Source organism: Fibrobacter sp. (genome assembly GCF_045131395.1).
Lineage (GTDB): Bacteria > Fibrobacterota > Fibrobacteria > Fibrobacterales > Fibrobacteraceae > Fibrobacter.
The window spans coordinates 126,423-149,729 of record NZ_JBGUQY010000002.1 but is presented as its reverse complement, the minus strand read 5'-3'; the positions used below and the strand labels follow the sequence as shown (position 1 = coordinate 149,729).

18 protein-coding genes and 2 tRNA genes are annotated in these 23,307 nt (G+C 51.0%); 2 read left to right on the top strand and 18 right to left on the bottom strand.

Features of this window, described 5'->3' with window-relative positions; genetic code table 11:
- The 3 genes from ACJMNB_RS00600 to ACJMNB_RS00590 form a co-directional block, all read right to left on the bottom strand.
- A complete protein-coding gene (locus ACJMNB_RS00600) occupies positions 1–609 on the bottom strand; it encodes a UbiX family flavin prenyltransferase (protein WP_405337799.1) in 609 nt (202 codons plus the stop codon).
- Positions 606–1,286: a ubiquinone/menaquinone biosynthesis methyltransferase gene (locus ACJMNB_RS00595; RefSeq protein ID WP_405337796.1), complete on the bottom strand. Its 681-nt coding sequence runs from the start codon at positions 1,284–1,286 to the stop codon at positions 606–608. Before ACJMNB_RS00595 ends, ACJMNB_RS00600 begins: the two co-directional genes overlap by 4 nt.
- 125 nt (positions 1,287–1,411) lie before the next feature.
- Positions 1,412–3,904: a CotH kinase family protein gene (locus ACJMNB_RS00590; RefSeq protein ID WP_405337793.1), complete on the bottom strand. Its 2,493-nt coding sequence runs from the start codon at positions 3,902–3,904 to the stop codon at positions 1,412–1,414.
- Between the two features lie 190 nt (positions 3,905–4,094).
- Here ACJMNB_RS00590 and ACJMNB_RS00585 point away from each other — a divergent pair.
- Positions 4,095–4,167, top strand: a tRNA-Phe gene (locus tag ACJMNB_RS00585).
- A gap of 88 nt (positions 4,168–4,255) precedes the next feature.
- Here ACJMNB_RS00585 and ACJMNB_RS00580 read toward each other — a convergent pair.
- Positions 4,256–5,383, bottom strand: a complete 1,128-nt coding sequence (locus tag ACJMNB_RS00580) for an HD domain-containing phosphohydrolase (RefSeq protein WP_405337790.1) — start codon at positions 5,381–5,383, stop codon at positions 4,256–4,258.
- A gap of 85 nt (positions 5,384–5,468) precedes the next feature.
- Between ACJMNB_RS00580 and ACJMNB_RS00575 the strand changes: the two genes are divergently transcribed.
- Positions 5,469–5,549 (top strand) — tRNA-Ser (locus ACJMNB_RS00575).
- Positions 5,550–5,589: 40 nt separating this feature from the next.
- Here the strand turns inward: ACJMNB_RS00575 and ACJMNB_RS00570 are convergent.
- The 14 genes from ACJMNB_RS00570 to ACJMNB_RS00505 all read right to left on the bottom strand — a co-directional run bounded on the left by ACJMNB_RS00570 (position 5,590) and on the right by ACJMNB_RS00505 (position 23,306).
- Entirely contained in the window at positions 5,590–6,303 is a 714-nt protein-coding gene (locus tag ACJMNB_RS00570) for a ComF family protein (protein WP_405337787.1), read from the bottom strand.
- An 83-nt stretch (positions 6,304–6,386) separates the two neighbouring features.
- Positions 6,387–7,640, bottom strand: coding sequence for a rod shape-determining protein RodA (gene rodA / locus ACJMNB_RS00565; RefSeq protein WP_405337784.1), 1,254 nt, complete (start codon positions 7,638–7,640; stop codon positions 6,387–6,389).
- Positions 7,618–9,492 (bottom strand): penicillin-binding protein 2, encoded by a 1,875-nt coding sequence (gene mrdA / locus ACJMNB_RS00560; protein ID WP_405337781.1) that lies wholly within the window; start codon positions 9,490–9,492, stop codon positions 7,618–7,620. Before mrdA ends, rodA begins: the two co-directional genes overlap by 23 nt.
- On the bottom strand, positions 9,485–9,976 hold the full coding sequence (gene mreD / locus ACJMNB_RS00555) for a rod shape-determining protein MreD (protein WP_405337778.1): 492 nt from the start codon (positions 9,974–9,976) through the stop codon (positions 9,485–9,487). Before mreD ends, mrdA begins: the two co-directional genes overlap by 8 nt.
- Positions 9,969–10,796 (bottom strand): rod shape-determining protein MreC, encoded by an 828-nt coding sequence (gene mreC / locus ACJMNB_RS00550; protein WP_405337775.1) that lies wholly within the window; start codon positions 10,794–10,796, stop codon positions 9,969–9,971. Before mreC ends, mreD begins: the two co-directional genes overlap by 8 nt.
- 14 nt (positions 10,797–10,810) lie before the next feature.
- Entirely contained in the window at positions 10,811–11,833 is a 1,023-nt protein-coding gene (locus ACJMNB_RS00545) for a rod shape-determining protein (protein ID WP_405337772.1), read from the bottom strand.
- Positions 11,834–11,883: 50 nt separating this feature from the next.
- Positions 11,884–12,249, bottom strand: a complete 366-nt coding sequence (locus tag ACJMNB_RS00540; RefSeq protein ID WP_405337769.1) for a hypothetical protein — start codon at positions 12,247–12,249, stop codon at positions 11,884–11,886.
- A gap of 102 nt (positions 12,250–12,351) precedes the next feature.
- The gene (locus ACJMNB_RS00535) at positions 12,352–13,659 is read right to left on the bottom strand and encodes a hypothetical protein (protein ID WP_405337766.1); all 1,308 of its coding nucleotides are present in this window, start codon (positions 13,657–13,659) and stop codon (positions 12,352–12,354) included.
- 251 nt (positions 13,660–13,910) lie between these two features.
- Positions 13,911–14,849: an AgmX/PglI C-terminal domain-containing protein gene (locus ACJMNB_RS00530; protein ID WP_072801022.1), complete on the bottom strand. Its 939-nt coding sequence runs from the start codon at positions 14,847–14,849 to the stop codon at positions 13,911–13,913.
- 2 nt (positions 14,850–14,851) lie between these two features.
- Positions 14,852–15,346, bottom strand: a complete 495-nt coding sequence (locus tag ACJMNB_RS00525; RefSeq protein ID WP_072801023.1) for a biopolymer transporter ExbD — start codon at positions 15,344–15,346, stop codon at positions 14,852–14,854.
- A 2-nt stretch (positions 15,347–15,348) separates the two neighbouring features.
- Positions 15,349–16,236: an ExbD/TolR family protein gene (locus ACJMNB_RS00520; RefSeq protein ID WP_405337763.1), complete on the bottom strand. Its 888-nt coding sequence runs from the start codon at positions 16,234–16,236 to the stop codon at positions 15,349–15,351.
- Positions 16,237–16,274: 38 nt separating this feature from the next.
- Positions 16,275–16,895: a MotA/TolQ/ExbB proton channel family protein gene (locus ACJMNB_RS00515; RefSeq protein ID WP_072801025.1), complete on the bottom strand. Its 621-nt coding sequence runs from the start codon at positions 16,893–16,895 to the stop codon at positions 16,275–16,277.
- 187 nt (positions 16,896–17,082) lie between these two features.
- Entirely contained in the window at positions 17,083–20,967 is a 3,885-nt protein-coding gene (locus tag ACJMNB_RS00510; protein WP_405337760.1) for a tetratricopeptide repeat protein, read from the bottom strand.
- Positions 20,968–21,041: 74 nt separating this feature from the next.
- Positions 21,042–23,306 (bottom strand): tetratricopeptide repeat protein, encoded by a 2,265-nt coding sequence (locus tag ACJMNB_RS00505; protein ID WP_405337757.1) that lies wholly within the window; start codon positions 23,304–23,306, stop codon positions 21,042–21,044.
- Position 23,307 lies beyond the last annotated feature (1 nt).

The window sequence follows — 23,307 nt, the reverse complement described above, 5'->3', positions numbered from 1 at the left end:
TTACTTCTTTTTCCCTTTCGACCGGGACTTGGGCCTTGGGGCAGGAATACGAATCCCTTTCCACGGCTTGACAATGTTGTCGGCTCCCGTAAGCGCACCCAAGTGCACCAGGATTCTTGCAACCACCGTATCGACCAGTTCCTCAATGGTCTTCGGACGGTCATAAAAATGGGGTGCCGCCGGAATCACGATTCCGCCCATACGGGTCAAGCTAGTCATATTGCCCAAGTGAATCAAGTTGTAAGGCATTTCACGGGGCACCACAACCAGGGGGCGGCGTTCCTTGAGGCAGACATCGGCCGTTCGAATCAGCAAGTTGTCCGAAGTGCCGGCCACGATACGGCCAAGGGTACCCATGGAACAAGGCACCACCACCATTCCCGAATAATCGGCAGAACCACTGGCACACTCGGCAAAGAAATTCTTCACGTCGGGCAATTCATCCACATACTTGAACAAATCTTCTTGGCCCTCGTAGGCAACCACGCCTCTACCCGGTGGCGTCACCAAGGCTGTCACGTGGTGTCCCAGGCGTTTCAAGTGCATCGCAGTACGCGTGGCATAAATGGCGCCACTTGCACCGGTCACCCCCAAAATATATCGACTCATGTTCGCCTCCTAAGCAAAACGCGGAATGCAACCCCGAAAAAACAGGGCTTCACATGCACCAGTTCAAATCCGTTTCTTTCTGCCAACGCCACAAAATCTGCCACCGGCAAAAAACGCAATACAGAATTAACCAAATACTCGTAAGCTTCGCGCTTGCTAAAAAACGCCCCCAGTACCGGAATAAACAACGGTGCAAGCCTCTTGTAAAAGAACTTGTTAAAAGCCCCCCGAGGCGAGAAGAATTCCAGCACCTGCAAATAACCGCCGGCGGCAAGCACCCGTGCCGATTCACGCAAGCCGCCTTCTGCATCAGGCAAATTGCGCATTCCGAAACCATTCAAGATGACGTCAAAAGATGCATCCCCAAAGGGCATCTTCATGGCATCCAGCTGCACAGGGACAGCCACCGTATCCTTGCCGGCAGCACCCTTCAGCATCCCATAAGAAAAATCACCCAACACGGCCACATCGGGCTTGCCGTTGAATTTTTCATAAGTTACAGCAAAGTCACCCGTGCCCCCGCACAAATCCAGCAAACGCTTGCCAGGATTCTGCTTCTTTATTTCGCGGCAACAGCTACGGCGCCAAAGAATGTCCTGAAAGCAGCTCAGCGTATGATTCAGAAAATCATAGCGGTTGGCAATTTCGTCGAACATCTTGCGCACTGGGCTTATCATGGCGCCCAATTTAGAAAATTTTTTGAAACATCCACAGAGTCCAATGTACGATAGTCTTTCCCTAACCATCAAAAAGAGCCTATTTCCCAAAGGAAATAGGCTCCGAAAAGATGTTATTTTTATTACTACTTGAAGGATGCGGAAATGGTCATGTCGCCCTCAAGGCTAGCAACGCACATGTCAGTCCCGTCAACAGGGGTACAACCCGACCAACTACCCAGAACGCTTCCAGCATTGGGCACAGCAGACAATACCATCTGCATTCCCTTAAAGAATTTTCCCTTGTAGCTAGAGCTAGGCAGATTCATGCCTTCCATCAAGACGGATCCTGCACCATCTGCAGTAATCGTCACGTTCACCATATCTTCCAACTTGAATTCGCTCTTGTATTCAGAAATGACCTTAGCGTCGCGTTCCGAAGCCCAAGATTTCAAATGAGTTCCCTTCCAGTCAAATCCGTCCGGATAATACATTTCATCTTGTTTGAACTTTTCGACATCTCTTTTCTTTTCTTCTTCAGGAATCGTAGCAACCATCTGGTCTACAATTGTAGACACATTCTTGGAATTCAAATAGCTATTCAACATCACGCAGCTACGATTGATAAACATGCGCTTGAAATCAGCATTTTCCATCAACTTGATATAAAGATTCGCAAAGCAGCCGACATCCTTACACGGCTTGTTACCACCGCCTTGCTTAATCCAGGTGAACATATTTGTTCCATCATTAAACTTATCACCATTCGGGTCAGACACACCCCATTTCCAGCCGAAACCGTGATCCAAGTCATAGACCAAGAACTTCCAGGGCTGTCCCGGAGCAGACCAGGCACGTACGTTATTGTTCGGCCAGTCACCATTGTGGTAATAGATTTCGGCAGCCATGTAATCGGCAAAATTACCGACATCCAACAGCGTCTTTGCAGCCGCATAATTTTCAGCCGAAGACATGTCGTTGCCACCAACAAAATTAAGCATATTCTTATATTCCGTAACGGCTTGTTCATCATCGCCGCTGGCCGTAATCTTATCAATGGCACCCAAATGCTTAACCATATGCACAGTGTTGCTGTTGATACCGTAGTTGGTTTCCACATAGGCACGATTGTAACGTTCACGCATATCGTGAATGCCGTAATACTTGCCGTTATAGAACACCACCACCTGGCGGCTACGCTGGTAATCTACACCCGAGCCTTCCAAGAGAGCGCCACCCATGGCATCTTCGATATAGTCACTTACAAAGCGGTTACCGTTGTTACGCAGGTTAAAAGCCTTGTACTTGTCATTTACGCCCTTACGCGTTTCAAACAACGGATACTCAATCTTGCCTGCCTGGTATTCTTCATGCATGGCAATGGCAACAGACTTTTTATCGTTGACGCGGCTCCAACCACCCATCAAGGAAATGCCTGCATCGATTTCAAAAGCCTTTTCCTTGGACTTGCTTCCATCGGCAAAGTATTCCACATGCACAGGATATTCGATATCTTCCATCAATCCCGGCGGGCAGGTGGCAGGATCAGAATCACCGCAAGAGCTCTTTTTAACATAATGTTTATCGAAGAAAATCGGATCCACGCTCAATGCCACCACCGGCATTTTTATTTCATCTTCTTCGATAAAGTACGTGTTGGTCACCACTTCCTTCGTGAGGAGTCCCTTCTGGTAAGCGGCACAACGCAAGACCATATTCTTTTCGATCTTGATAGGTTCATTAAATTCCTGGGAATTTTCAGTCGGAAGGGATCCGTCTTGCGTACAGCGGACCTTCATTCCTTCCGGAAGACCCGTGGGAACATTCAAGGTGATCGGTTCGGTATAAAAACCGCCGGACTTGCCGTTAAAGCTAAACTTCGGGGCCATTCCGTCGTATGCCGTCGATTCAGTATTCTTCTTTTCAGGCGTTGCCTTTTCAAAGAACTTCCAAACACCGCCATCGACAATGCCGTAGCTCAAGCCCGAAGTAATTTCAGGGTAGTGAACCGAGTCGCGGATAGAATAGTAGCGGTCAATCAGGTAAATCGAACCACCGCTCTTTTCCAGCTTCCAGTTGGTATGAGGACGCTTATGGAAATCACCCTCATCGCCACTTTCCACTACAGAACGGTTTCCCTTGTCACAGAACACCACGCGGAACGACTTGGGCTTGATGGTTTCATCACCAAAAATCCACTTGCGGGGTTTGTCCATATTTTCGACAAGCGAATAACCCTGGAGGCTAGCTTCTTCATCGCCGGCATTGTAAATTTCAACCCAACCCGGATCGTCTCCATTTTCGTCGAGCCAGTCCAGGTTTACCGGAGCGATTTCAGTAATAATCAGCGAAGAATTGCCAACCCAGCGAACGGTAGTGTCGGCAGGGATATACACCGTATCATAAATGGTAACCGTCTTACCGGTAACAGGGTCAATCTGAACGATCGAATCCACCGTCGGATGAATAGTATCGTACGTGACAACCCTATTCCCGCTAGAATCGATGGTAACGGTAGAGTCAATCCTGATTGGTAAATCTTCGCCATTTTGCGACGAAGTCGTATTATCATCGGAAGAGCAGGCTATAATTCCCGCAAAAACCAAACTCAGTCCGCCCATCAAAGCGAGGCTATTCATTTTTCTGAATACGTACACGCTGCCACCTATAAAAAATATTTGCCGGAAACTCCCGATTTCCAGAGTCCTAATCTTCTACACCCGGATACTAAATTTAGAAGATTATTCTTAAAAAAGGGAAAAATATCGGTAATATTCTATTTACCCTTGACAGACATCACAAAGTGTTCTATATTTGGCCTACCAAGTCGGCGCTGTAGCTCAGTTGGTAGAGCAGCGGACTGAAAATCCGCGTGTCGTCAGTTCAATTCTGACCGGTGCCACTAAAAAGACCTCGAGAAATCGAGGTCTTTTTTAATTTTTTTACCAAATTTCAGCAGAATTACAGGGATGCAGGGGGAACAGCGCCGATTAATGGCGGTATAGGCTGTAAATTTCGTCCCAATGTTCCATAAGGACATCCACAAGTTCCGGTTGGAACTGTCCGCCGCGCTGCTTCAGGAATTCATCCTTGACCTTTTCTTCGGGCCAGGGCTGCTTGTAGCAGCGCGGGTTAGAAAGGGCGTCCAGCACGTCAGCGACAGAGCAAATACGGCCTGCCAACGGGATTTCTTCGCCCGTAAGGCCCTTGGGATAGCCGCGGCCATCCCAGCGTTCGTGGTGGGAACGGGCAATATCCGCCGCAAAGCGGAGAAGCTTGCGCTTGGAGTTGTGGAGCATGTTGTAGCCGATTTCGGAATGCGTCTTCATAATGGCATATTCGTCATCGGTAAAGCGACCAGGCTTATTGAGAATGGCATCGGGAATACCCACCTTGCCCAGGTCATGCATCGGAGTAGCAAGGCGAATGCGCTCCACTTCGTTTTCCGGGAGTTTCAGGAACTTGGCCAGCATATACGAAATCTCGGCCACACGCTGAATGTGGTCTCCGGTTTCCTGGCTACGGTATTCGGAAACTTCGCCCAAAATGTGAATAATTTCGCGCTGGGTAGCCTCAAGTTCCATATTCAGCATGGCAGATTCAACCGTCTTTGCCGAATAAACTGCAGTAAGGCTCAGGCGTTCCAAGTCCTGGATCGAGAACACGCCGGCTTCGCCCAGCTCGTTTTCGCCCTGCTTGTTTATGGCCTGGTACACACCCATCACGCCGCCCGCCGAATTCATCAGCGGAACGGTCAACACGGAGGTTGTACGGTAGTGCGTCTTTTCGTCGCTCCTACGGTCGAACCTCGGGTCTTGGTAAGCATCTTTGATCAGGAGCGGCTCGCCAGTCCTTACGGTATAACCCACAAAGCCTGCATTGTAGGGAATACGCAGTTCGCTTACGCCGTGGGCCACCTTGGTCCACAATTCGCCGCTATCTTCATCGACAAGCCACAGGGAGCAACGGTCCGCCATCACAATGGAGCGGCCCAAATCAGCCATCAGAACCAACAAGCTGTCCATCTTGCGTTCTGCCGCAATCTTCGGCATGTACGCAAACAGCAGCTCCAGGATCCTCTGGGATTCGACTACCTCTTTCTCGTCAAGTCCTGTCATACTATGTAAAAATTAGATAAACTTCATTTTATTTACAACTCTGCTTGACAGAAAAGGACTAATTTTTCTATCCTTGGATAGCCCTGGAGGAATAGGCTAATTGGTAAGTCAGCGGTCTTGAAAACCGCCGCCGTAAGGCTTGGGGGTTCGAGTCCCTCTTCCTCCGCTAGAGAAAGACCCCCGCAGGGGTCTTTTTTGGTTCTGATCTACGACAAGTCCCATTCCATCTGGTTGTCCGCAGCAAAATCAGCGGCCGCAGAGGCAGGTTCGTCGTAAAGCAGGGTACAAACCTTGACCGGGAGCGGAAATCCACGCCCAAAGGCGGCAAGACATGCCGATGTGGTCGCCCCCGTGGTAAAGACATCGTCTACCACCACAACCGTCCCGGACACCGGGGGTTCTTTCAAAGTACATTCAAAGGCATACGCCACATTGCGCTCGCGGGCTTCCTTCGACAGCTTGGTCTGCGAAACCACAAAAGTCCGACGTCTAAGCCAGCGACACACCTTACCCCCGAAAACAACCGCAAGGGCAGCCGCAATCTTTTCGGCCTGATTGTAGCCCCGTTCCCTGAACCTCGCCCTATGAAGCGGTACCGGAACAAAATATAGCGGCTTCGGAAGCATCGAAAGATCCTCACGAACTACCCCATATCGAACCGAGGATGAATGCTTGACCAGGTAAGTCGCCATGCCCGAAACGCCTTTGTACTTTAGCGCATGTACCAATTTCCGGGTCAAGGGCCGCATCGGAAACAAACTATAGACGTCCGGTCCCGGAGATAAATCCACGGTGGATTCCCGATCCAATTCAGAAACACATTCCGGACAAAGCCACGGATCCAGATTCCTAGAAGGTTTTCCGCAACCAAGGCATTCCGCCCCGAAAACAAAGCGGCCAACATTTTCTATCCAGCGCATATAAACTCCTGGCAGCACAAAGTGCTCCTCTTATATATACGCCAGATTCGTAAAAAGCGGGGATTTGGGTTCTAAGTCCCGAACTATCTCCTACGGGCCTGATAGCGCAGGCAAAGCAGGAATCCCACCAACACCATACAGGTAAGGGCAAAGGATCCGCCGTAAGAGAGGAAGGGCAAGGGCAATCCTGTCACCGGCATTAGCCCGATAGTCATGGCGATGTTCACCAGGATATGGAACAGGAAAATCGTCGACGCGCCCATGACCATCAATGTCACAAAGGGGTCCGAGGACTGCTTGCTGATAGATGTGGCTCGCCACAGGAAAAGGCCGTAAAGCACGAGCACAAAGGCGCAACCCAGAAAGCCGAACTGTTCCCCCAGAACGCTAAAGATAAAGTCCGTATGTTCTTCGGGCAAAAAGGCTAGGTTGGTCTGAGAACCGTTTCCAAAGCCCTTGCCGGTCAGGCCACCCGAGCCGATTGCCGTCAAGGACTGCAACACCTGATAGCCATCACCCAGCGGATCGCTCATGGGGTCAAGGAAGGTGTTCACGCGTTTCTGCTGATGGGGTTCCAGCATGTTCCAGGCCATGGTGCTTGCATAACCCGCAAAAATATTCGCCATCAGAATAATCGCCGTCAAGACTTTCGGAAGCCTGCGACGGAAAAGGGCAAACACCACCAGACAAATCAGAAGCCCCCAAAGAATCTCGAAAACAATATCCTGGGAATGAGAAAACAACACCGAAAATACCGGGCTTACAATCAGGAACATGTCGGTCAGGGTAAGCCCTGCAAAAAAGAACCCAACCATGGTCACAGCGATAAACACCAAGGCCGTACTCAAGTCAGGCTGTTTCAACACCAGGGCAAAAGGCACAATAAACAAGAAGAAAGGCACCACGAAGGTCTTCATCTTATACAAGCTAACGGGATGTTTCGAAAGCCAATAGGAGAAGGTCAGCAAGTAAGCAATCTTTGCGAATTCCGAGGGCTGCAATTTGAAAATTCCCAGGTCAATCCAACGACCGGCGCCCTTTACCACATCTCCGGCAAAGAACAACACCACGACAAGCAACACCAGGGCCAACGCGTAGCAGGGTATGGCGGCTCGCTTCAACCAGTCGATACGCACAAACACCAAAGCCGCCGCAAAGGCACTGCCGAAAACGAAATAGATAATCTGCTTGAACCAGAACAATTCGACCACAGAGGCATCTTCGGCAATGGTCGCCGAATACACAAGGGCCACACCCACGCTCATCAGGGCAAGCGTAAGCACGATAAACATCCAGTCAAATTTCAACGAATGGTCAAGGAGCCGTTTGGGTTTCATTTTTTCCCGCCTCCTTTTCCTTGTTTTCAAAATAGGCTTCCATCACTTTTTTGGCAATAGGGCCAGACACGGCGCCACCACCGCCAGCCGCTTCCATAATCACGGCCACGGCAATTTCCGGATCATACAGAGGAGCAACTGCCGCATACCAGGCATGGGTCTTTTCGCCCTTCTTCCATTCACCAGAACCGGTCTTTGCTCCTACACGGACATTGGGCAACGCCCCGCGTTTACCGGTACCACCCGGATGGTTCACCACCGAATCCATGGCCGCAAGCAAAATACGATGTGTGTAGGGCTTCATGTTGCCGGGTCGAATAATTTCGGGTTCGTAACGACGCACCACGTTCCCATGGTTATCGCGCAGTTCCTTCATAAAGTGTGGCCTATAAACTCCCTTGCCGGTAGCCAGGGACCCAATCAAGGTTGCCTGCTGCAAGGGCGTCACAATCTGTCCCTGCCCAATGGAAAGGTTCAAGATAAGACCGCGGGCCCAACGCCAGCCCAGACGCTTATTTTTCTGGTTGAAGGACGCCGAATCCGGAAGCCACCCCGCTTTTTCGCCAGGAATGTCCACTCCGAGAGGCTTTTCGCCCAGGCCAAAACGCCGACCGAATTCATTGATGCGGTTCATATCAATGTCGAGACCCGCCTGGTAAAAGAACACGTCGCAACTCAGGCGGATGGCGTTCACTACATTCAAGCTACCGTGAGTGCCCCAGCATTTCTGGTAGCGCGCCCCGTACTGGTAGCCACCCGTACAGGACTTGGAATAATACTTGTTCTCCGTCAAGATTCCGCTTTCAAGACCAGCTCCCGCCGTCACCAATTTAAAAATAGATGCCGGCGGATACGTACCCGAAATCGCACGGTTCGTAAGCGGCCTCATGGTATCCAGAGCCACGTGAGCCCAACCCTTGTTGCGCTCACGCTTTTTCAGCGAGAAAATATTGGGGTCCAGTCTCGGCGAAGAAACCATGGCCAAAATTTCACCACTCCGCGGATCAATGGCCACCAGCGCCCCCTTCGCCGAATCGGGAATGGCCTCTTCGGCTACTTTCTGCAAGCGCAAATCAATGGTCGACACCAAGCGCAGTCCGGGCACGGGTTCTGTGCCTTCGACACCGTCGACCGTGCCCACCTCACGACCAGAAGCATTCACTTCCACAAGCTTCATGCCGTTTACGCCACGGAACTCCTTGTCGTAAAACTGTTCAAGTCCCTTTTGGCCAATGCGGTCACCCTGCGTATAGCCTTCGTATTCCGGCAACTTAAGCTGTTCTTCCGAAATTTCGCTGGTGTATCCCAGCACATGGGACGCTAAAGTCCCATAGGGGTATTCGCGCCTGGATTCAATCACCGTCATCACGCCGGGCAATTCTTCGGAACGTTCTTCAATAATGGCCACCTGTTCGGCGGTGGCATCTTCCAGCAAGCGGATAGGCCTATTCTTGATCCAGCGGGAACGCTGAAACGCCGTATCCAGGGACAGGGAATCGAACAGGCGTTCCCCGGCCGTATCACGGATACCGAGCAGCTTCTGGAACAGCAAATCCCTATCCGCCTTCTTGCGGGGCATGTTCATGGAAGAAATGGCAATCTGGTACGAAGGACGGTTGCGCACCAGCACCTCGCCGTTGCGGTCATAGATGTAACCGCGCTCGGCCACCAAAACCACTTTACGGATACGGTTGTTTTCGGAACGCTGCAGGTTCTCGTCGTAATGCGTATACTGCAACGAGAACAGGCGCATCAAAAGAATGAAAAACAAGATTACAACACCGGTCATGTAAATCAATACATTCCAGTTCCTGTTTTGCAGGGTCTCGTTTTCAGACATTCCCTTAAGCATGCTTTTTCTTTTTACTGCCTATATCCAGGTAGAAGAATATTCCGCCAATCAACATCGTATAAATGCACTCCGGAATAGACTTCGTCAAGAACAGGTTAGTCACCACATCCTTGGAAAGACCGGTAATGCCATAGTAAATCATGTCGCACACGAAAAATCCAAGACCAAGAACACCTACCTTCGCAGGCATATTCAACGACAGGAATCTTTCTTCCAGCTGACCCACTGCATAACCCAGCACAGTCATCGAAATCGCATTTGCACCGAGCCATTCCACCGGAGCATACACGTCTTGCGTAAAGCCAGCAACAAAGCCCCAGAAACATCCTGCAGTAGGTCCCCTTCTAATGGCAACCGCCACAATGAAGATGATTATAAAGTCAGGGGCAATGTCAAAAAAGCTAAGCCAGTCGGCAACCGTCATTTGCAAGGCAAACACGATTACAAACATGATAAAAGTCTTGAGCCAACCCAAGTTATTCATCGAGCAGCTCCTTGATAATCCAATCCGGTTCTTTTTCCATCACGAACACTTCTTCAAGAATCGAGAAATCCTGGAATGGACTCACTTCCATCTGGCGCATCACATCAAGGTCCGACTTACGGACATCCTTTACCGTTCCGACAGGAATACCCTTCGGGAAGATTCCTCCCAAGCCCGAAGTCACCAAGGTGTCGCCAGCATGGACTCCGGCATGAGTCGGCACAAGAGCCGTCAAGCGAACGCCATCCATGGATTCCAGGAATCCGACCACGCGGGTACGACGGTCCATTACAGACAACTTAAGATTCGGGTCTACCAGCAACTGCACTCGGGAATGGTTATAGGTGGCCTTCGAAATCTTTCCTACCAAACCATTCATCGAAAACACGGGCATGTTCTCTTTTACGCCATGTTCCGTACCGCGGTTAATCACCATGGTCGTCAGGAACCTTCCGGGATTGTGCCCAATCACGCGGGCCGTCACAATGGGGAAATCCCACTTGTCGTCAAATCGGACTAGCGTATGCAGTCGGGCCAGTTCCTGCAGGCCTTCGCGGGCATGGTAGGTTTCTTGCCTCAAGCGTGCGTTTTCTTCTTTCAGCTGTTCATTTTCTTCAGCAATGGCCTTGTAATGCCCCACCGCAGACACAATCCGCTGAGCCGGGAAATAAAGCGTAGAAACCGCCGTCGAAACAATGCTTTCGCGAATCGGCGTCGGAGACTGACGCATCAGCAGGCCAAGAGCCAAGAAAAAGACAAAGGCAACGATACCGTGCCTTTGCGTAAATAAGTCGACAATAAAGCGAATCGCCCTAAGCATCGAACCCTGTCAAGTTAGTTCGAGGAAGCAATCAAAACCGGGCGGTATTTATCCAAGTCTTCAAGAATGCGGGCTGCACCCTTGCAGACGCAAGTCAAAGCTTCATCAATCACGTTCACCGAGAGTCCCGTTTCCTTACGGATACGTTCGTCAAAGCCGCGCAACTGCGAGCCACCACCCGTCATGATAATACCCTTGTCGTAAATATCGGCAGAGAGTTCCGGCGGAGTAATGCTCAAGGCCTGCTTCACCGCTTCGATAATGGCGGTCACAGGTTCGTTCAGGGCTTCGCGAATTTCGGCACTGTTAATCGTAGTCGTACGCGGCATGCCGGCCAAGAAGTCATGGCCCTTCACTTCCATGGTCAGTTCTTCTTCCAGCGGGCTTGCAGAGCCAATCTGGATCTTGATCTGTTCGGCAGTGCTATCGCCCACGCAAAGGTTGTACATAGTGCGCAGATAGCGGACAATAGCATCGTCCATTTCGTCACCGCCCACGCGCACAGAGGCGTTACAGACGGTGCCATTCAAAGCGATTACGGCGATATCGGAGGTACCACCACCAATATCCACAACCATGTTACCAACAGGGTCTTCTACAGGGATACCCATACCGATAGCGGCAGCCATGGGTTCGTGCACCAGGTGAACTTCCTTGGCACCGGCCTGCTTGGCGGCATCGATCACGGCACGCTTTTCCACTTCGGTAATGCCGGAAGGCACACCGACCACCACGCGAGGTTTCACCATCCACAGCGGGTACTTCTGCACGCGCTTGATGAAAGTCTGCAAGAGGGTTTCGACCAATTCGAAATCGGCAATCACGCCATCGCGCATGGGGCGCACCGCACGGCTTTCGCCAGGCGTACGGCCAAGCATCTTTTTCGCTTCGAAACCGATGGCAGATACACGGTTATTCTTGCTGTCCACTGCAATAACCGTAGGTTCATTGATAACTATTCCCTGACCGTCCACATGAACAAGCGTATTCGCCGTGCCCAGGTCAATACCGATATCGCAAGAAAAGAGGCCGAACAAAATCCAATCCTTTTTTAAGATTCAACTTCCTTTAAGAAATATAAAAAAAACTAACGAAGTGAGTCCGCACCGAACTTCCATTCCTTCTTGTAGCGGTCCCATCCACGGGTGCTTACGTCATAGCGGTATTTGCGCTTTTCATGCATGGCAATGTCTTTGTAGATAAAGAAATCTACTTCGGCATAGGCCGCATAAATGCGGGCCTCCGCGCCATCGAACAACCTAAAGTCCTTCACTCGGTAATAGGGCGTATCCAAGAGGCCTTCACGAGTCTTGGAAGCCTTCATGGTTTCGGCGACCATGAATTTCAAATCGTCCTGCAAGTATTCAGTTAATTTGTTTTCAATACGTTCCGTCGGTTCAGAACAGCCCACAAGCAGGGCGGCAAGAGCCAATGCGCTAACAAGTAGTTTCATGTCCCTAAAGTAGAAAAATTGCAGCAGAAGAAAGGGGGCTCCAAAAGCAACAAAAACGCCCCTCATGGAGGGGCGTCTTCACATTCAAGTCCGAGGTTCTAATTAGAACGAGTAGGTTGCATCGAGACGAGAGAAGAAGCGGCCTTCACCCTGGAACGGGTTGCGGAACAGCAGGTCTTCTGCAACGGTCACGTCGATCTTCAGGCGTTCTTCGATGTTGATGCCGAAACCGAAACCGACATGGTCGTCGGCAGAACCGTCAGCCAGCGGATTGGTAGAGAAGAACGTACCATCGTCCTTGCAAATGCCATAGCGGTCAGAGGTGTATTCGTTCTTGGAGTTCACATCGCAATCGGTGTAGAGGATGGACTTCTGGCCACCCACGCGAATCACGAACCAATCCCACCAGATATTACGTTCGATACCGAAGCTGATCTTGCCACCGATATCGGAACGCTTGTCCCAATGCGGATCGTCTTCGTTGCGGGAATCATAAACCCATGCGCCGCCATTCAAAGCCTTGTCATAGAACCAGTCATGAGCCTTCGTCTGGTTCCAGATGAAGTCGAGGCCCAACCAGAAGAAGCCACGGTCCATAGCCACGTTGATACCCATGCCGGCCTGGGCGAGCTTGTCCTCGATACCAGGAGACTGAGCGAGCTTAATGTTAGCAGCAGGAACCAATTCACCGTCAATGGCTTCGAGAGTAAAGAAGGCACGAGCCTTGCCGAGAATGGAGAAGTCGCCATCATCAAAGAAGTTGTGATGTTCCGGGCCGTACTGGACACGAGCAATGCCACCGGACAATTCGTAAGAGGTGCCGCTGCCCAGCTGGAAGTTCAAACCAGCGTCCAACTGAACGATAGAGGCGTAAGCCTTGCTATCCGGCTGATAGACACCGCTTTCATCGAGGTCGCCACCATCCTGGTGGGCGATGTAAATGTGCAAGCCCCAAGCGTCGCCGCTAGAGAAAGTGCCGCCCAAGAAACCGTCGAAGTTGGTCACGGTTTCGGGAACAACCACGTAGCCTCTCTTACCAACCTGCACATAGTCCGGCAGATACATGGCGAGGTCCTGGTTGATACGGCCGAAAAGACCACCAATCGTGAACTTCGGATCGGGATTGTTGTCATCACCGAAAGAAATGGAGAAGATACCGCCGAAAGTCGGATGCTGCGGATCAACGTTTCCGCCAGCCGTCAAGTTGTTGTCGGTATAAGCACCAAAGCCACCGATCAAATAGTTGGAGTACAGGTTAGCATTGGCAGGGTTGTCAAAAATGCTCACATCATCCATGATGTAGGTCGTGTTCTTGCCCATGGATTCTACGCGTGCAAAAGTAGCGAACGCGGAACCGACTCCAAGAATACCGAATGCGGCACCAACCGCGGCAGCTGTTCTTAAGTTCATTGGAAAACTCCTATTGAAATTTCTGCTTTAAAGTTAGTTTAATTAAACGTAAAACGCAACAAAATTTTAAACAAAAGCCAACTTTTTTTATACAAAAAAGGCCGAGCAGAGACAACAGGCCTGTAGCCTGTTGTCGGAGCGAAGGGTAAACAACGACTGACTAATCCTTTTGGAGTTCCCGTATTTCGTTGTTTACGTATAACAAAAAGGCCGGACTGAGGAGTCCGGTCTTTTTTCAAGTTTTCGCCGAATTATTCGGAGAAGGTGAACGGGATCGTAACAGTGGTGTTACCAGACTTCACCTTGCTGAACTTCCAGCGGCTCACAGCGGTCTTGACTTCGCCGTCAAATTCGCCGTAACCGGTCGTAGAAGAAGCAATGGAGATGCTGATGATTTCGCCACCCGGAGCGATCGTGAACTTCAAGGTAACCTTACCCTGGAAGCCCGGTTTCTTCTTCAGGAACTTGTTGTAGATGTGGCGCAGGCCAGGAGTACGCTGACGCACAACCTTCATGATGTCTGCAGCGGAACGAGATCCACCACCGGCACCCATGTCGATATCGCGTTCAGACGGAGTCCTGATGGAGCCCTTAGCCTTGGTAGCGATACCACCGCCACCGCCGCCGAGAAGACCTGCCAGGCCGTCACCGATACCACCGGAACCACCTTCGGCATAACCTTCGTTAAAGCCACCATCAGCCTTACCGCGACGACCACCGAGAACGGTCTTACCCGTCGTCTGGAGGCCAGCCACGTCCTTGAGCACCTTGTCGATGTCCTTGGAGAACTTCTGGTTCTTCATGAGGTCATATGCACCGGCAGAGGCATTCTTGGTCTGAGCAGTCAAAAGCTTAAGCACACCACGAGTCTGGGGAGCGTTGGGCTGACCCTTACCACGCGGCTTGCCGCCACCACCAGCCTTCTTACGAGGCTTCTTGGGTTCTTCCTTCTTCTTCTCTTCCTTCTTCTCTTCCTTCTTTTCATCGATGGTCATAGAAGCAGTAAGATCAGCAGCGGCAGAGTCGTCGAACACGACTTCGTCCACCACCTGTTCGTACATGGAAGCCCAAAGGCAGATAGCCAAAGCAACGACTAAAGAGATACCGGCAATAGCACCCATCTTCTTGTCGGATTCCGGCATCAGGGACGCTACTAACGGATCCATTTCGGGAGTATTCTTTTTAGCCATAGTTATTCCTCCCCGCCGTTCTTCTGCATCACGGCGAATGCAATGTGCGTGTAGCCAGAGAAGCCGCAGGTGGCCATGACCTTATACATTGCATCGTAAGGGATGTTCTTGTCGATCTGCACAATGATGTTACCGGCTTCGTCAGCAGGAAGGCCCATCTTAAGAGCGTGTTCCTGTTCCGTTGCGCGGCGTTCCTTAAGAACGGAGTCCACCTTGGTCACAAGAAGATCTTCTTGCTTCAAGACGTCTTCGGTAGGAACGATCTTTGCGTTATCGACCACGACATAGTTGTTATCGACCACGACCGTCAGAGCCACTTCCTTCGGCTGCACCTTGGAGGTAGACACCGGAAGGATGAGGTTTTCGGCCTGGGTCAAAAGCTGACCTTCAGCGTCCAAGTTCTTGATCATGAACACCAGAATGATGGTCATCATGTCCATCATGGACGTCAAAGAGAAAGGTACGTCTTCGCTAAATTTACGAGTCTTTCTAGCCATGATTAACCTCCCAGCTTAGCAAGGTTGATCTTGCTGAAACCGGCTTCTTTAGCACGGTCCATAAGTTGAATGATCTTGTCGAACTGGGTGTCGTCGTTAGCAACGATGATGATGTTATCGACGTCTTCGAGGTCAATGAACTGCGTATGGATCTGAATCAGGTCCTTAGCGATCAAATCGTAGGCGGAAAGCGGGTAGATGATGTTCTTGGCAGCCACATCCGGTTTCAGGTTACGAGCCGAATTCGGAGTGAGGGTTGCAAGAACGGCACCTGCGCTGGGCTTCTTGAGCATCGGCGGCGGGGTAAGACCCATGGCGCCTTCGCCAGGAGCTGCGAGGAAGGCGTTGTTGCCGTCCACGTAAGCGCTGTCCGGTACATTTTCAGACTGAGAAGAATACACGGCCCAAATCACGCGGCCCGGATCTTCTTCGGATTCCTTGTTGATAGCCCAGAGTTCGATGGTTTCGATTTCGTAGAGATACTTCTCTTTATCCATTTCGGATCCATCTTTGCACTTGGGGCCATGACCGCTTTCTACAGCTGACTTCACATCTTCCGGCGCATAAGTAATAAGCTGCGCATCGGACTTGCAACGGAACGTCCACATTTCCTTGAAGTAGACATTCGGCTGGAAACCACCGCGGGCACCAATCACGAGATATTCAGGCGTGATGGCGAGCGAGAGGTTCAGAGCCTGCTGGTCCGGTTCCGGAGGAGTCTCGTTATCCATGTTCATCATGCTGCGTTCCGGCATGTTGATTTCAACGATAGCGAGCTTGGAGAAGGCAGTCATAGACAACAGCATAGGAATCAGGATGGTAAACAAGCCCATCGCCGGCAACAGGTCCGGTTCTTCAGGCTTGGCTGGTTTCTTGAGTTCTTTTGCCATGTTTTATAACTCCGTTAAAATTATCTCTCGATCTTCGATTAAGCGAGGGAGTTGATAATCTTGAGGCCCTTTTCTTCCATTTCCTGGATAAGGCGTTCGGAGTTCATGTTGAGGAGGCCCACGATGACCAGAAGAGGCACAGCGGAGAGAAGGCCGAGGAGCGTGGTACCCATAGCGATAGCAATACCGTCGGAAAGAGCCTTGGCACGTTCAGCAGCCGGCTTGTTAGCCACAGCGTCGAAGGTGTAGATCAGACCGTAAATCGTACCCATAAGTCCAAGCAACGTGGAGATGGAGGCCATAACCTGGATGATGCTAATGTAACGAGTCAGACGGGGAGCTTCAGTCAGGAACACTGCGTCGCAAGCAGCAGACATGGTTTCGCGACCACCGTTACGGGCAGCAACGATTGCAGCCATCACGCGAGCGATCGGGAGCTTGGTTGCGTTGGCATAGCTGAGAGCTTCATCATAGCGCTGAGCAGAAATATGAGTGCCGAACTTGGCCAAGAAATCCTTACGGCCCTTAGCGCTCTTCACCATGATGTAAAGGCAGCGTTCAACAGAGAAGCCGAGGCCGATCATGAACACCACGAGGATGATCCACATGAACTGGTAACCATCAGATTCAGGGCTGAAGGATTGAAGCATTTTAGACATTAGAGTACTCCTTGATTGAGTGTTTTGGTTTATTTTGAAAAATCTTTGTTCATATTTAATCTTTTTTAGGGCAAAATTGTGTAGTCGAGCCGGTAAAATCTTGTTTACTACTCAAAAAACGCCATTTTTACCCTAATAGAATAGGGGAACCCTATGAACTAGGTTCCCCGTAAAATTGTTTTTACCGCTACTTTTTCTTCTTCTTGGCCTTCTTCTTGGCCTTCGGAGCAGGAGCAGGGGCAGCTTCCGGTTCAGAAGCTTCGGCAGCGCTATCGTCCATGGAATCCATGGAAGAAGAGGCGTTAGAAGCGGAACCACCGGCGAGCTGTTTCTGGAGGTCAGCAAGTTCAGCCTTCAGCTTTTCGTTTTCAGCCTTGGCATCCTTGATGATTTCGCGGTAGGTGTTGATCTGTTCTTCCGGAGTCATGACTTCGGACTTAGCAATCTGTTCCAAGCGAGCCTTGGTCTTGAAGTAAGCCGGGTCAGAGAACAAGGTGGACGGGTCGAACTTTTCAATCTTGGTGTTCAAGGTCTCGTTGTTTTCATCGAGGCTCTTGAGGAGTTCGAAGAGCTTTTCGGTCCACTGGTTTTCGATACCGTAGTGAGCAGCAGCCTTGATACCGGTTGCGCACTGCGGGATAGCGAGTTCCTTAGCACCGTTAGAACGGTTGGTCAATTCTTCGCGGTAAGCTTCCAAGTCTTCGTGGACAGCTTCGACGGCGTCTTCCTTGGCCATGCCTTCATATTCAACGTATTCCTTCACGATAGAAGCGGAGTCCGGCAGCGGAGAGTTGGCGAATGCGTCAGCCACTTCGACGAACACAGCGCAGCCCTGGTAGTACATTTCAATGTAGCCTTCTTCAGCTTCGATCACGTCCTGGTTGTAGAAGCCCTGGTCGCGAGCGAGGTCGATGTTCTTCTGGAAGATCGGACGAGCCTGTTCATAGTAGCTCGGGAGCTGCTGCACGATACCGATACGTTCAGCAAACTTTTCTTCTTCCTTCTTGCCGTTCAGTTCCTGTTCGCGGATCTTGGCGGCCATGGTCACGAAGAGCATACCCATCTTGTTGGTGGCCTTGAAGGTCCAGCGTTCAGATGCATAGGTAGCAGACTTGGAGTACTGGCTCATAGCCTTCTGCAGGATATCAACCAACTGCTTGATGATCTTGGCCTTTTCCTTTTCCTTGCCCTTCAGGACATACGGATCCATCTTGTGGTATTCGTATTCACCGAGGTAGAAGGCAGCTTCAGCCGGAACACCCGGATCGGCGTTCTTGATCTGCAGACCGTACTTGTCGTAGGCTTCCAGAGTCTTGCGGTAGTCTTCGACAGCCTTGTCTTCTTCCTTAAGTTCCATGTAGGCACGAGCGGCACCGATATAGGCAGCAATCAGCTTTTCCTTATCTTCCTGGCCGTAAGCCTTGATGAAGTTGTGGTATTCAGAAGCAGCGAGATCCCACTTCTTAGCGTTACCGTAAGCCATCGGGATGCTGAAGGCAGCGTCGAGGGCGTAGGAGCTCTTCGGATAGTCGCGGACGAGGTCCTTGGAGCAGCGGATAGCTTCGTCGGTCATCTTGGCTTCGTCGTAGCTCAAGCAGGCGCTATAGAGGTAGCCCGGAGTACGTTCATCCTTCGGATAGCGCTTGTAAGCAAGTTCGTAAGTCACAGCAGCAGACTTCTTGTCGGCGATGGTGTCGTAGACCTGGGCTGCAGAACCGATAGCCATGAATGCCATGGAATCCTGCGGGAAGTTGTTCGTGATGAACAAGTAGGTCTGGGCAGCTTCGCGGTATTCCTGTTCGAAGTACTTCTGGTCACCCTTCTTGGCATTAGCAGCCTTCTTGTGAGCGTCACCGGCACGGACGATACCCTTGATGGTGAGCGGAGACTTAGCATACTGCTTGGGGAGGATCATGAAGGTTTCGGCAGCCTTGATGAACTGATTGTCCTTTTCATAGGCAGCACCGGCTTCGAACACGGCCTTGTCGGCGATGTCGATGAGCGGGTAACGCTTCACGAGAGCGAGGTAAGCTTCAGCACCCTTCTGATACTGGCCCTGCTTGACAGACTGTTCGGCCATCTGGAAGAGCACGTAGGCAATAGCCTTTTCGATTTCCTTGGCCATGGAGTCATTGCGAGTTTCCTTGACCTGGGTATACTGCTTGTAGAGCCATTCGAATTCGGTGAGGGATTCGTCATACTGACCAGATTCCAGGAGGGACTGGGCAAGCATACGGCTGATGAGCAAAATGTACTGATGCTTCGGGAAGTCCTGCTTCAGCTTGCGGAGCACGCCCACAGCCACCTTGAACTGCTTGGCATCGTAATGAACGATGGCAGCGTTGTATGCAAGTTCTGCAGCTTCCTTGTTCTGGCCGTACTTGGCCATGTACTTGTTAACCTGATCGAAGTAAGCCTTGGTTTCTTCGGACTTGTATGCCTTCACAGCATCGTCGCCATACTTTTTCTTCTTGGCGTTTTCACGAGACTGGTCCATCATGAGCACGGCGTTGTAAGCAGCTTCTTCCTTCTTCAGGAGAGCTTCGGAGCCCATGGGGCGACGGCCGTAGCGAGTGGTATCAGTGTCAACGATCCAGTTGAACATCTTGGCAGCGTTAGCAAACTGGCCCATTTCCTGGTACACGAGAGCGAGGTTGATGTGAACCTTGTATTCGTCCCAGGTCGGTTCCTTGGCATAGCGCTTCAGGAAAGCTTCGTAAGCCTTGATAGCTTCAGCATACTGCTTCTTACCGGCTTCCAAGTCACCTTCCTTGGTGAGCTTAGCAGCGCGAGCGTGGTGGTACTGCGGAATGTCGAGCATAGCGCCACGGATAGCAGTTTCAGCGTTCTTCACAGATTCCGGATACTTCTGATTCTTCTTGTACCAAGAAGAGTTGCGGTCATAGCGCTTCACCACAGTGTAGCGGTGCTGCTGAGCTTCTTCGAACTTCTGCTGGATGATGAGGATTTCGATCATCGCAATATCAGCAAGAGGAGCGTCAATGTAATCCGGGTTGATGGACATCAAGCGCTTGAAGGACTGCACGGCTTCTTCGTTACGGTCGTGGTCCTTGTTCTTCATACCGATACGGTAATACACAGAGTCCTTGAACGGAACCTTCTTGTCCTTCAAGAAGGATTCAGCTTCGGCAACACCACCACCTTCGAGGTCGGAGAAGGAGGCTGCCATGAAGTCCATAGCTTCTGCGCGCAAGTCTGCAGGGTATTTACCCTTATCAGCACCAATGATATATTCGTAGTACTTGATTGCAGCGGTTTCGTATTCTGCAATGTTGTAGTAAGATTCAGCCAAGTGATACATGGCGAGTGCAGCTTCCTTACCGGTAAGGGTTTCGAAGCCAGTCACCTTCTTGTAAGCCTTAACTGCATCACGGAACTTACGGTTCATGAAGTGGTATTCCGCAATACGGAGCCAAGCCTTCGGAACGAGACCGTTATCCGGGAAGTTTTCGACGAGGCGCATACGGAGCTTGTATGCCTTTTCGTCTTCACCACTAGCTTCCTGCACGGCAGCAGCCTGGTAAATCACGGTCGGAGTCTTGTCTTCCTTCGGATACTTATCGATATATTCGAGGAAGTAACCCAAGGACTTCTGGTGATCAGCCTTCGGAAGCTGGTCGATGTTGGCGCACTTTGCCGGCTTGTTATCGCGGTCAGCGCACCATGCCACATCTTCTTCATACTGGGCGTTCTTGTCGAGGAAGTGCTTTTCTTCGAGCTGGAACTGGTAATGACCCAACTGCTGGAGAGCAGAGGCGCAACGCTTGTTCTGCTTACCCTTACAGTTATTTACCTGCTTTTCCCACTGGCGAATGGCATCTTCCATGCCCTTTTCATCGAGGCCACCGGAACGGCAAGCCTGTTCGGCCTGGTGCTTCAACACCTTGTAAGAGTTAGCGCACTGGGTCTTTTCAGAACCTTTCGGCATCGCCTTACACTTGGCCGCCAATTTCTTGGCTTCATTGACTTTGTCTTTACAAGGATCTGACGCTGCAAAAGAGGAGCCTACGAGCGAGCAGACGATTGCACCAACAAGCAAAAATTTTTTCATTTTTCTTTTTCCACTTATTAAGATAATAAAGGGGAAGACCTGGTTGTTTCAAGCCAGGTCTAATTTATTCCATGTTATTCCAATCCGCCGTCGTCGTCGCCGAGATCTAAGTCGTCATCCAGGCTTTCGAGTTCCTGAGCAGCTTCGGAGTTAGCTGCACCCTGACCCATCTTGGTCTTAACAGTTGCCAAGGTGAAGCCTGCGTCATCCAAAATACGCTTACGGTTGGATTCGAAACGGTCACTCTGAATAGCCTTCTGAGTGAATGCGGCGTAATCTTCGATAGCTTGGTTAGCCTTGTCGAAGCTCGGCTGCAAGGCTTCGCGCTTGCTCTGCACACGCGGAGTCGGGAGCTGGCGAGCGAGGTCCAAAGCCTTGACCTGCACGGAGTCGAATTCGTCCTGCATGGAATCGTAAGCCTGACGGGCGCTGTCGCGAGCAGCAACGGTCACGACCGGCTGTTCGGTGCGCTTTTCAGCCTGTTCCAGGGACTTCACGGCATTGTTGTAATCCTTCTTGATGAAGTAGCAGTAACCCTGAACGAGGTATGCTTCGGACACGAGGAAGGATTCAGGCATATTCTTGATAATCCACTGTGCCGGCTTGATAGCTTCATCGGGCTTGTTCACCTTGAGGAAGGACCAAGCGATACCGAGCATGGCTTCGTCATACACCGGAGAACCGGGCTGGACCTGACCATACATCTGAGCGGCAGCCGGAATATCGGACTTTTCGCCAGAGAAGTAAATATGGCCGAGCTTCACCTTGGCAGCGTCCTGCAAGTCGCGTTCGGACTGGTTGGACACCGGCTGTTCGGTAATGTCGCGGAAGCAGTTTTCAGCTTCGTCGAACTTGCCGAGACGGCTGTAAGCAATACCCATGGTATAGCGGGCGTAGAAGTAGTTGGCGTTACCCGGAAGAATGGCGGCGAGGAGGTCGACAGATTCCTGATAGAGGCCCTGTTCGAACTTGATCTGGCCGGCAACGTAGTCAGCGTCAGCCTTCACGTCGCTTTCACCGAACTTCTGAGCGATATTCTGGTACTTGGCCATAGCGTCGATGTACTTGCCTTCCTTATAGTCGATGTTCATCAACTGGAAGTGGTACTTGGCGCGCTGGTCACTCTGCGGATAGCGCTTGATAGCGTCTTCGTACACAGACTTTGCAGCCTTGTGCATGCGGAGGTTTTCGAAAGACTTTGCCTTATAGAATGCGGCCTGGTCCACAAGGTGGAATGCCGGGTACTTGGTCTGAACCTTACCGAAGGCATATGCAGCTTCCAAGAACTGACGGTTCAAGTAGAGACGCATAGCGGCGCGGTAGTCGTTTTCAGGTTCGATCTTCAAACGACGATAACGTTCTTCACCGATCTTTTCTTCGCGAGTGTCACCGAAACGGCTGGTGAGCTTGACAGCCCAGATAAAGCCACGGTTCTTCTTGGCGTAGAGGTCATCGTGAGACATTTCGAGGTCGAGAGCGAGGTAACGGAAGATGCTCACGTCCTTGACGTTAACCGTAGCGCCGGCAACCGGGTAACCTTCCTTCGTGAAGCGGAGGCGGACACCAAGGTGCGGAGAGAGGTAGTAGGTCAAAGTGAAGCTCATTTCCGGATTCAAACCTTCACCACCTTCGGAGTCGGAATGGAACACGTCGATGAGAGAAAGTTCTGCCTTAGCTTCGATCACGCGGTTGAAACCACGCCAGAAGAGGGAGAAGTTCAGGTTAGACGGAATGTTGTAAGCATCGTCGCGGTCGCCGCCGAAGAAACCCGGGGCAACGAAGCCACCATTATCTTCCATGCTGACGCCCGGCTGGGCGATGTTCTGGAGGGCAACGCCCACCAAGAGGTAACCGAACTTGGAAGAGTTGAGCGGGTTCCAGCTCAAGCCCACGTCGGAACCGACAGTCACCTGCTTCACATCATCGAACTGGTTGATGTAGAGCACGGACACGTCGATACCCAAGGCGATGCAATGCATGAGCCTGTAGGCATAACCGAGCAAGAAGGCGTATTCGCCGTAAGACTTGCCACCGTCAATGGAAGCACCGTTTTCGAAGAACGAGAAACCGAGAGTGTGCTTGTAATCCATCGGGAAGGTCAAGCTAACGTATTCCTGGCTAGCTTCACCACTGATAGAGCTAAAGAACGCTGCGCTGAATTCCAACTGGTCAGTTTCGGAAATTCCTGCGGGGTTCACATACATGGCAGTATTGCCACCAAATTCTGCAAACCAGTCATTCTGCTGATACTTGTGCGGAGAATAAGTGGCTTCTGCAAACAAGGAAGTGCTGGCTACCGTGAGTCCAAGGACTGCTGTTTTAATAACACTAGTACGCATC

What these genes read in the sequence shown, in the direction of transcription:
- ACJMNB_RS00580 (WP_405337790.1), bottom strand. Translation starts at nt 5,383, where the DNA reads ATGACAGGACTTGACGAGAAAGAGGTAGTCGAATCCCAGAGGATCCTG.
- ACJMNB_RS00535 (WP_405337766.1), bottom strand. Translation starts at nt 13,659, where the DNA reads ATGAACTTAAGAACAGCTGCCGCGGTTGGTGCCGCATTCGGTATTCTT.
- ACJMNB_RS00595 (WP_405337796.1), bottom strand. Translation starts at nt 1,286, where the DNA reads ATGATAAGCCCAGTGCGCAAGATGTTCGACGAAATTGCCAACCGCTAT.
- mrdA (WP_405337781.1), bottom strand. Translation starts at nt 9,492, where the DNA reads ATGCTTAAGGGAATGTCTGAAAACGAGACCCTGCAAAACAGGAACTGG.
- rodA (WP_405337784.1), bottom strand. Translation starts at nt 7,640, where the DNA reads ATGAAACCCAAACGGCTCCTTGACCATTCGTTGAAATTTGACTGGATG.
- mreD (WP_405337778.1), bottom strand. Translation starts at nt 9,976, where the DNA reads ATGAATAACTTGGGTTGGCTCAAGACTTTTATCATGTTTGTAATCGTG.
- mreC (WP_405337775.1), bottom strand. Translation starts at nt 10,796, where the DNA reads ATGCTTAGGGCGATTCGCTTTATTGTCGACTTATTTACGCAAAGGCAC.
- ACJMNB_RS00520 (WP_405337763.1), bottom strand. Translation starts at nt 16,236, where the DNA reads ATGGCAAAAGAACTCAAGAAACCAGCCAAGCCTGAAGAACCGGACCTG.
- ACJMNB_RS00510 (WP_405337760.1), bottom strand. Translation starts at nt 20,967, where the DNA reads ATGAAAAAATTTTTGCTTGTTGGTGCAATCGTCTGCTCGCTCGTAGGC.
- ACJMNB_RS00525 (WP_072801023.1), bottom strand. Translation starts at nt 15,346, where the DNA reads ATGGCTAGAAAGACTCGTAAATTTAGCGAAGACGTACCTTTCTCTTTG.
- ACJMNB_RS00590 (WP_405337793.1), bottom strand. Translation starts at nt 3,904, where the DNA reads ATGAATAGCCTCGCTTTGATGGGCGGACTGAGTTTGGTTTTTGCGGGA.
- ACJMNB_RS00530 (WP_072801022.1), bottom strand. Translation starts at nt 14,849, where the DNA reads ATGGCTAAAAAGAATACTCCCGAAATGGATCCGTTAGTAGCGTCCCTG.
- ACJMNB_RS00570 (WP_405337787.1), bottom strand. Translation starts at nt 6,303, where the DNA reads ATGCGCTGGATAGAAAATGTTGGCCGCTTTGTTTTCGGGGCGGAATGC.
- ACJMNB_RS00600 (WP_405337799.1), bottom strand. Translation starts at nt 609, where the DNA reads ATGAGTCGATATATTTTGGGGGTGACCGGTGCAAGTGGCGCCATTTAT.
- ACJMNB_RS00515 (WP_072801025.1), bottom strand. Translation starts at nt 16,895, where the DNA reads ATGTCTAAAATGCTTCAATCCTTCAGCCCTGAATCTGATGGTTACCAG.
- ACJMNB_RS00540 (WP_405337769.1), bottom strand. Translation starts at nt 12,249, where the DNA reads ATGAAACTACTTGTTAGCGCATTGGCTCTTGCCGCCCTGCTTGTGGGC.
- ACJMNB_RS00505 (WP_405337757.1), bottom strand. Translation starts at nt 23,306, where the DNA reads ATGCGTACTAGTGTTATTAAAACAGCAGTCCTTGGACTCACGGTAGCC.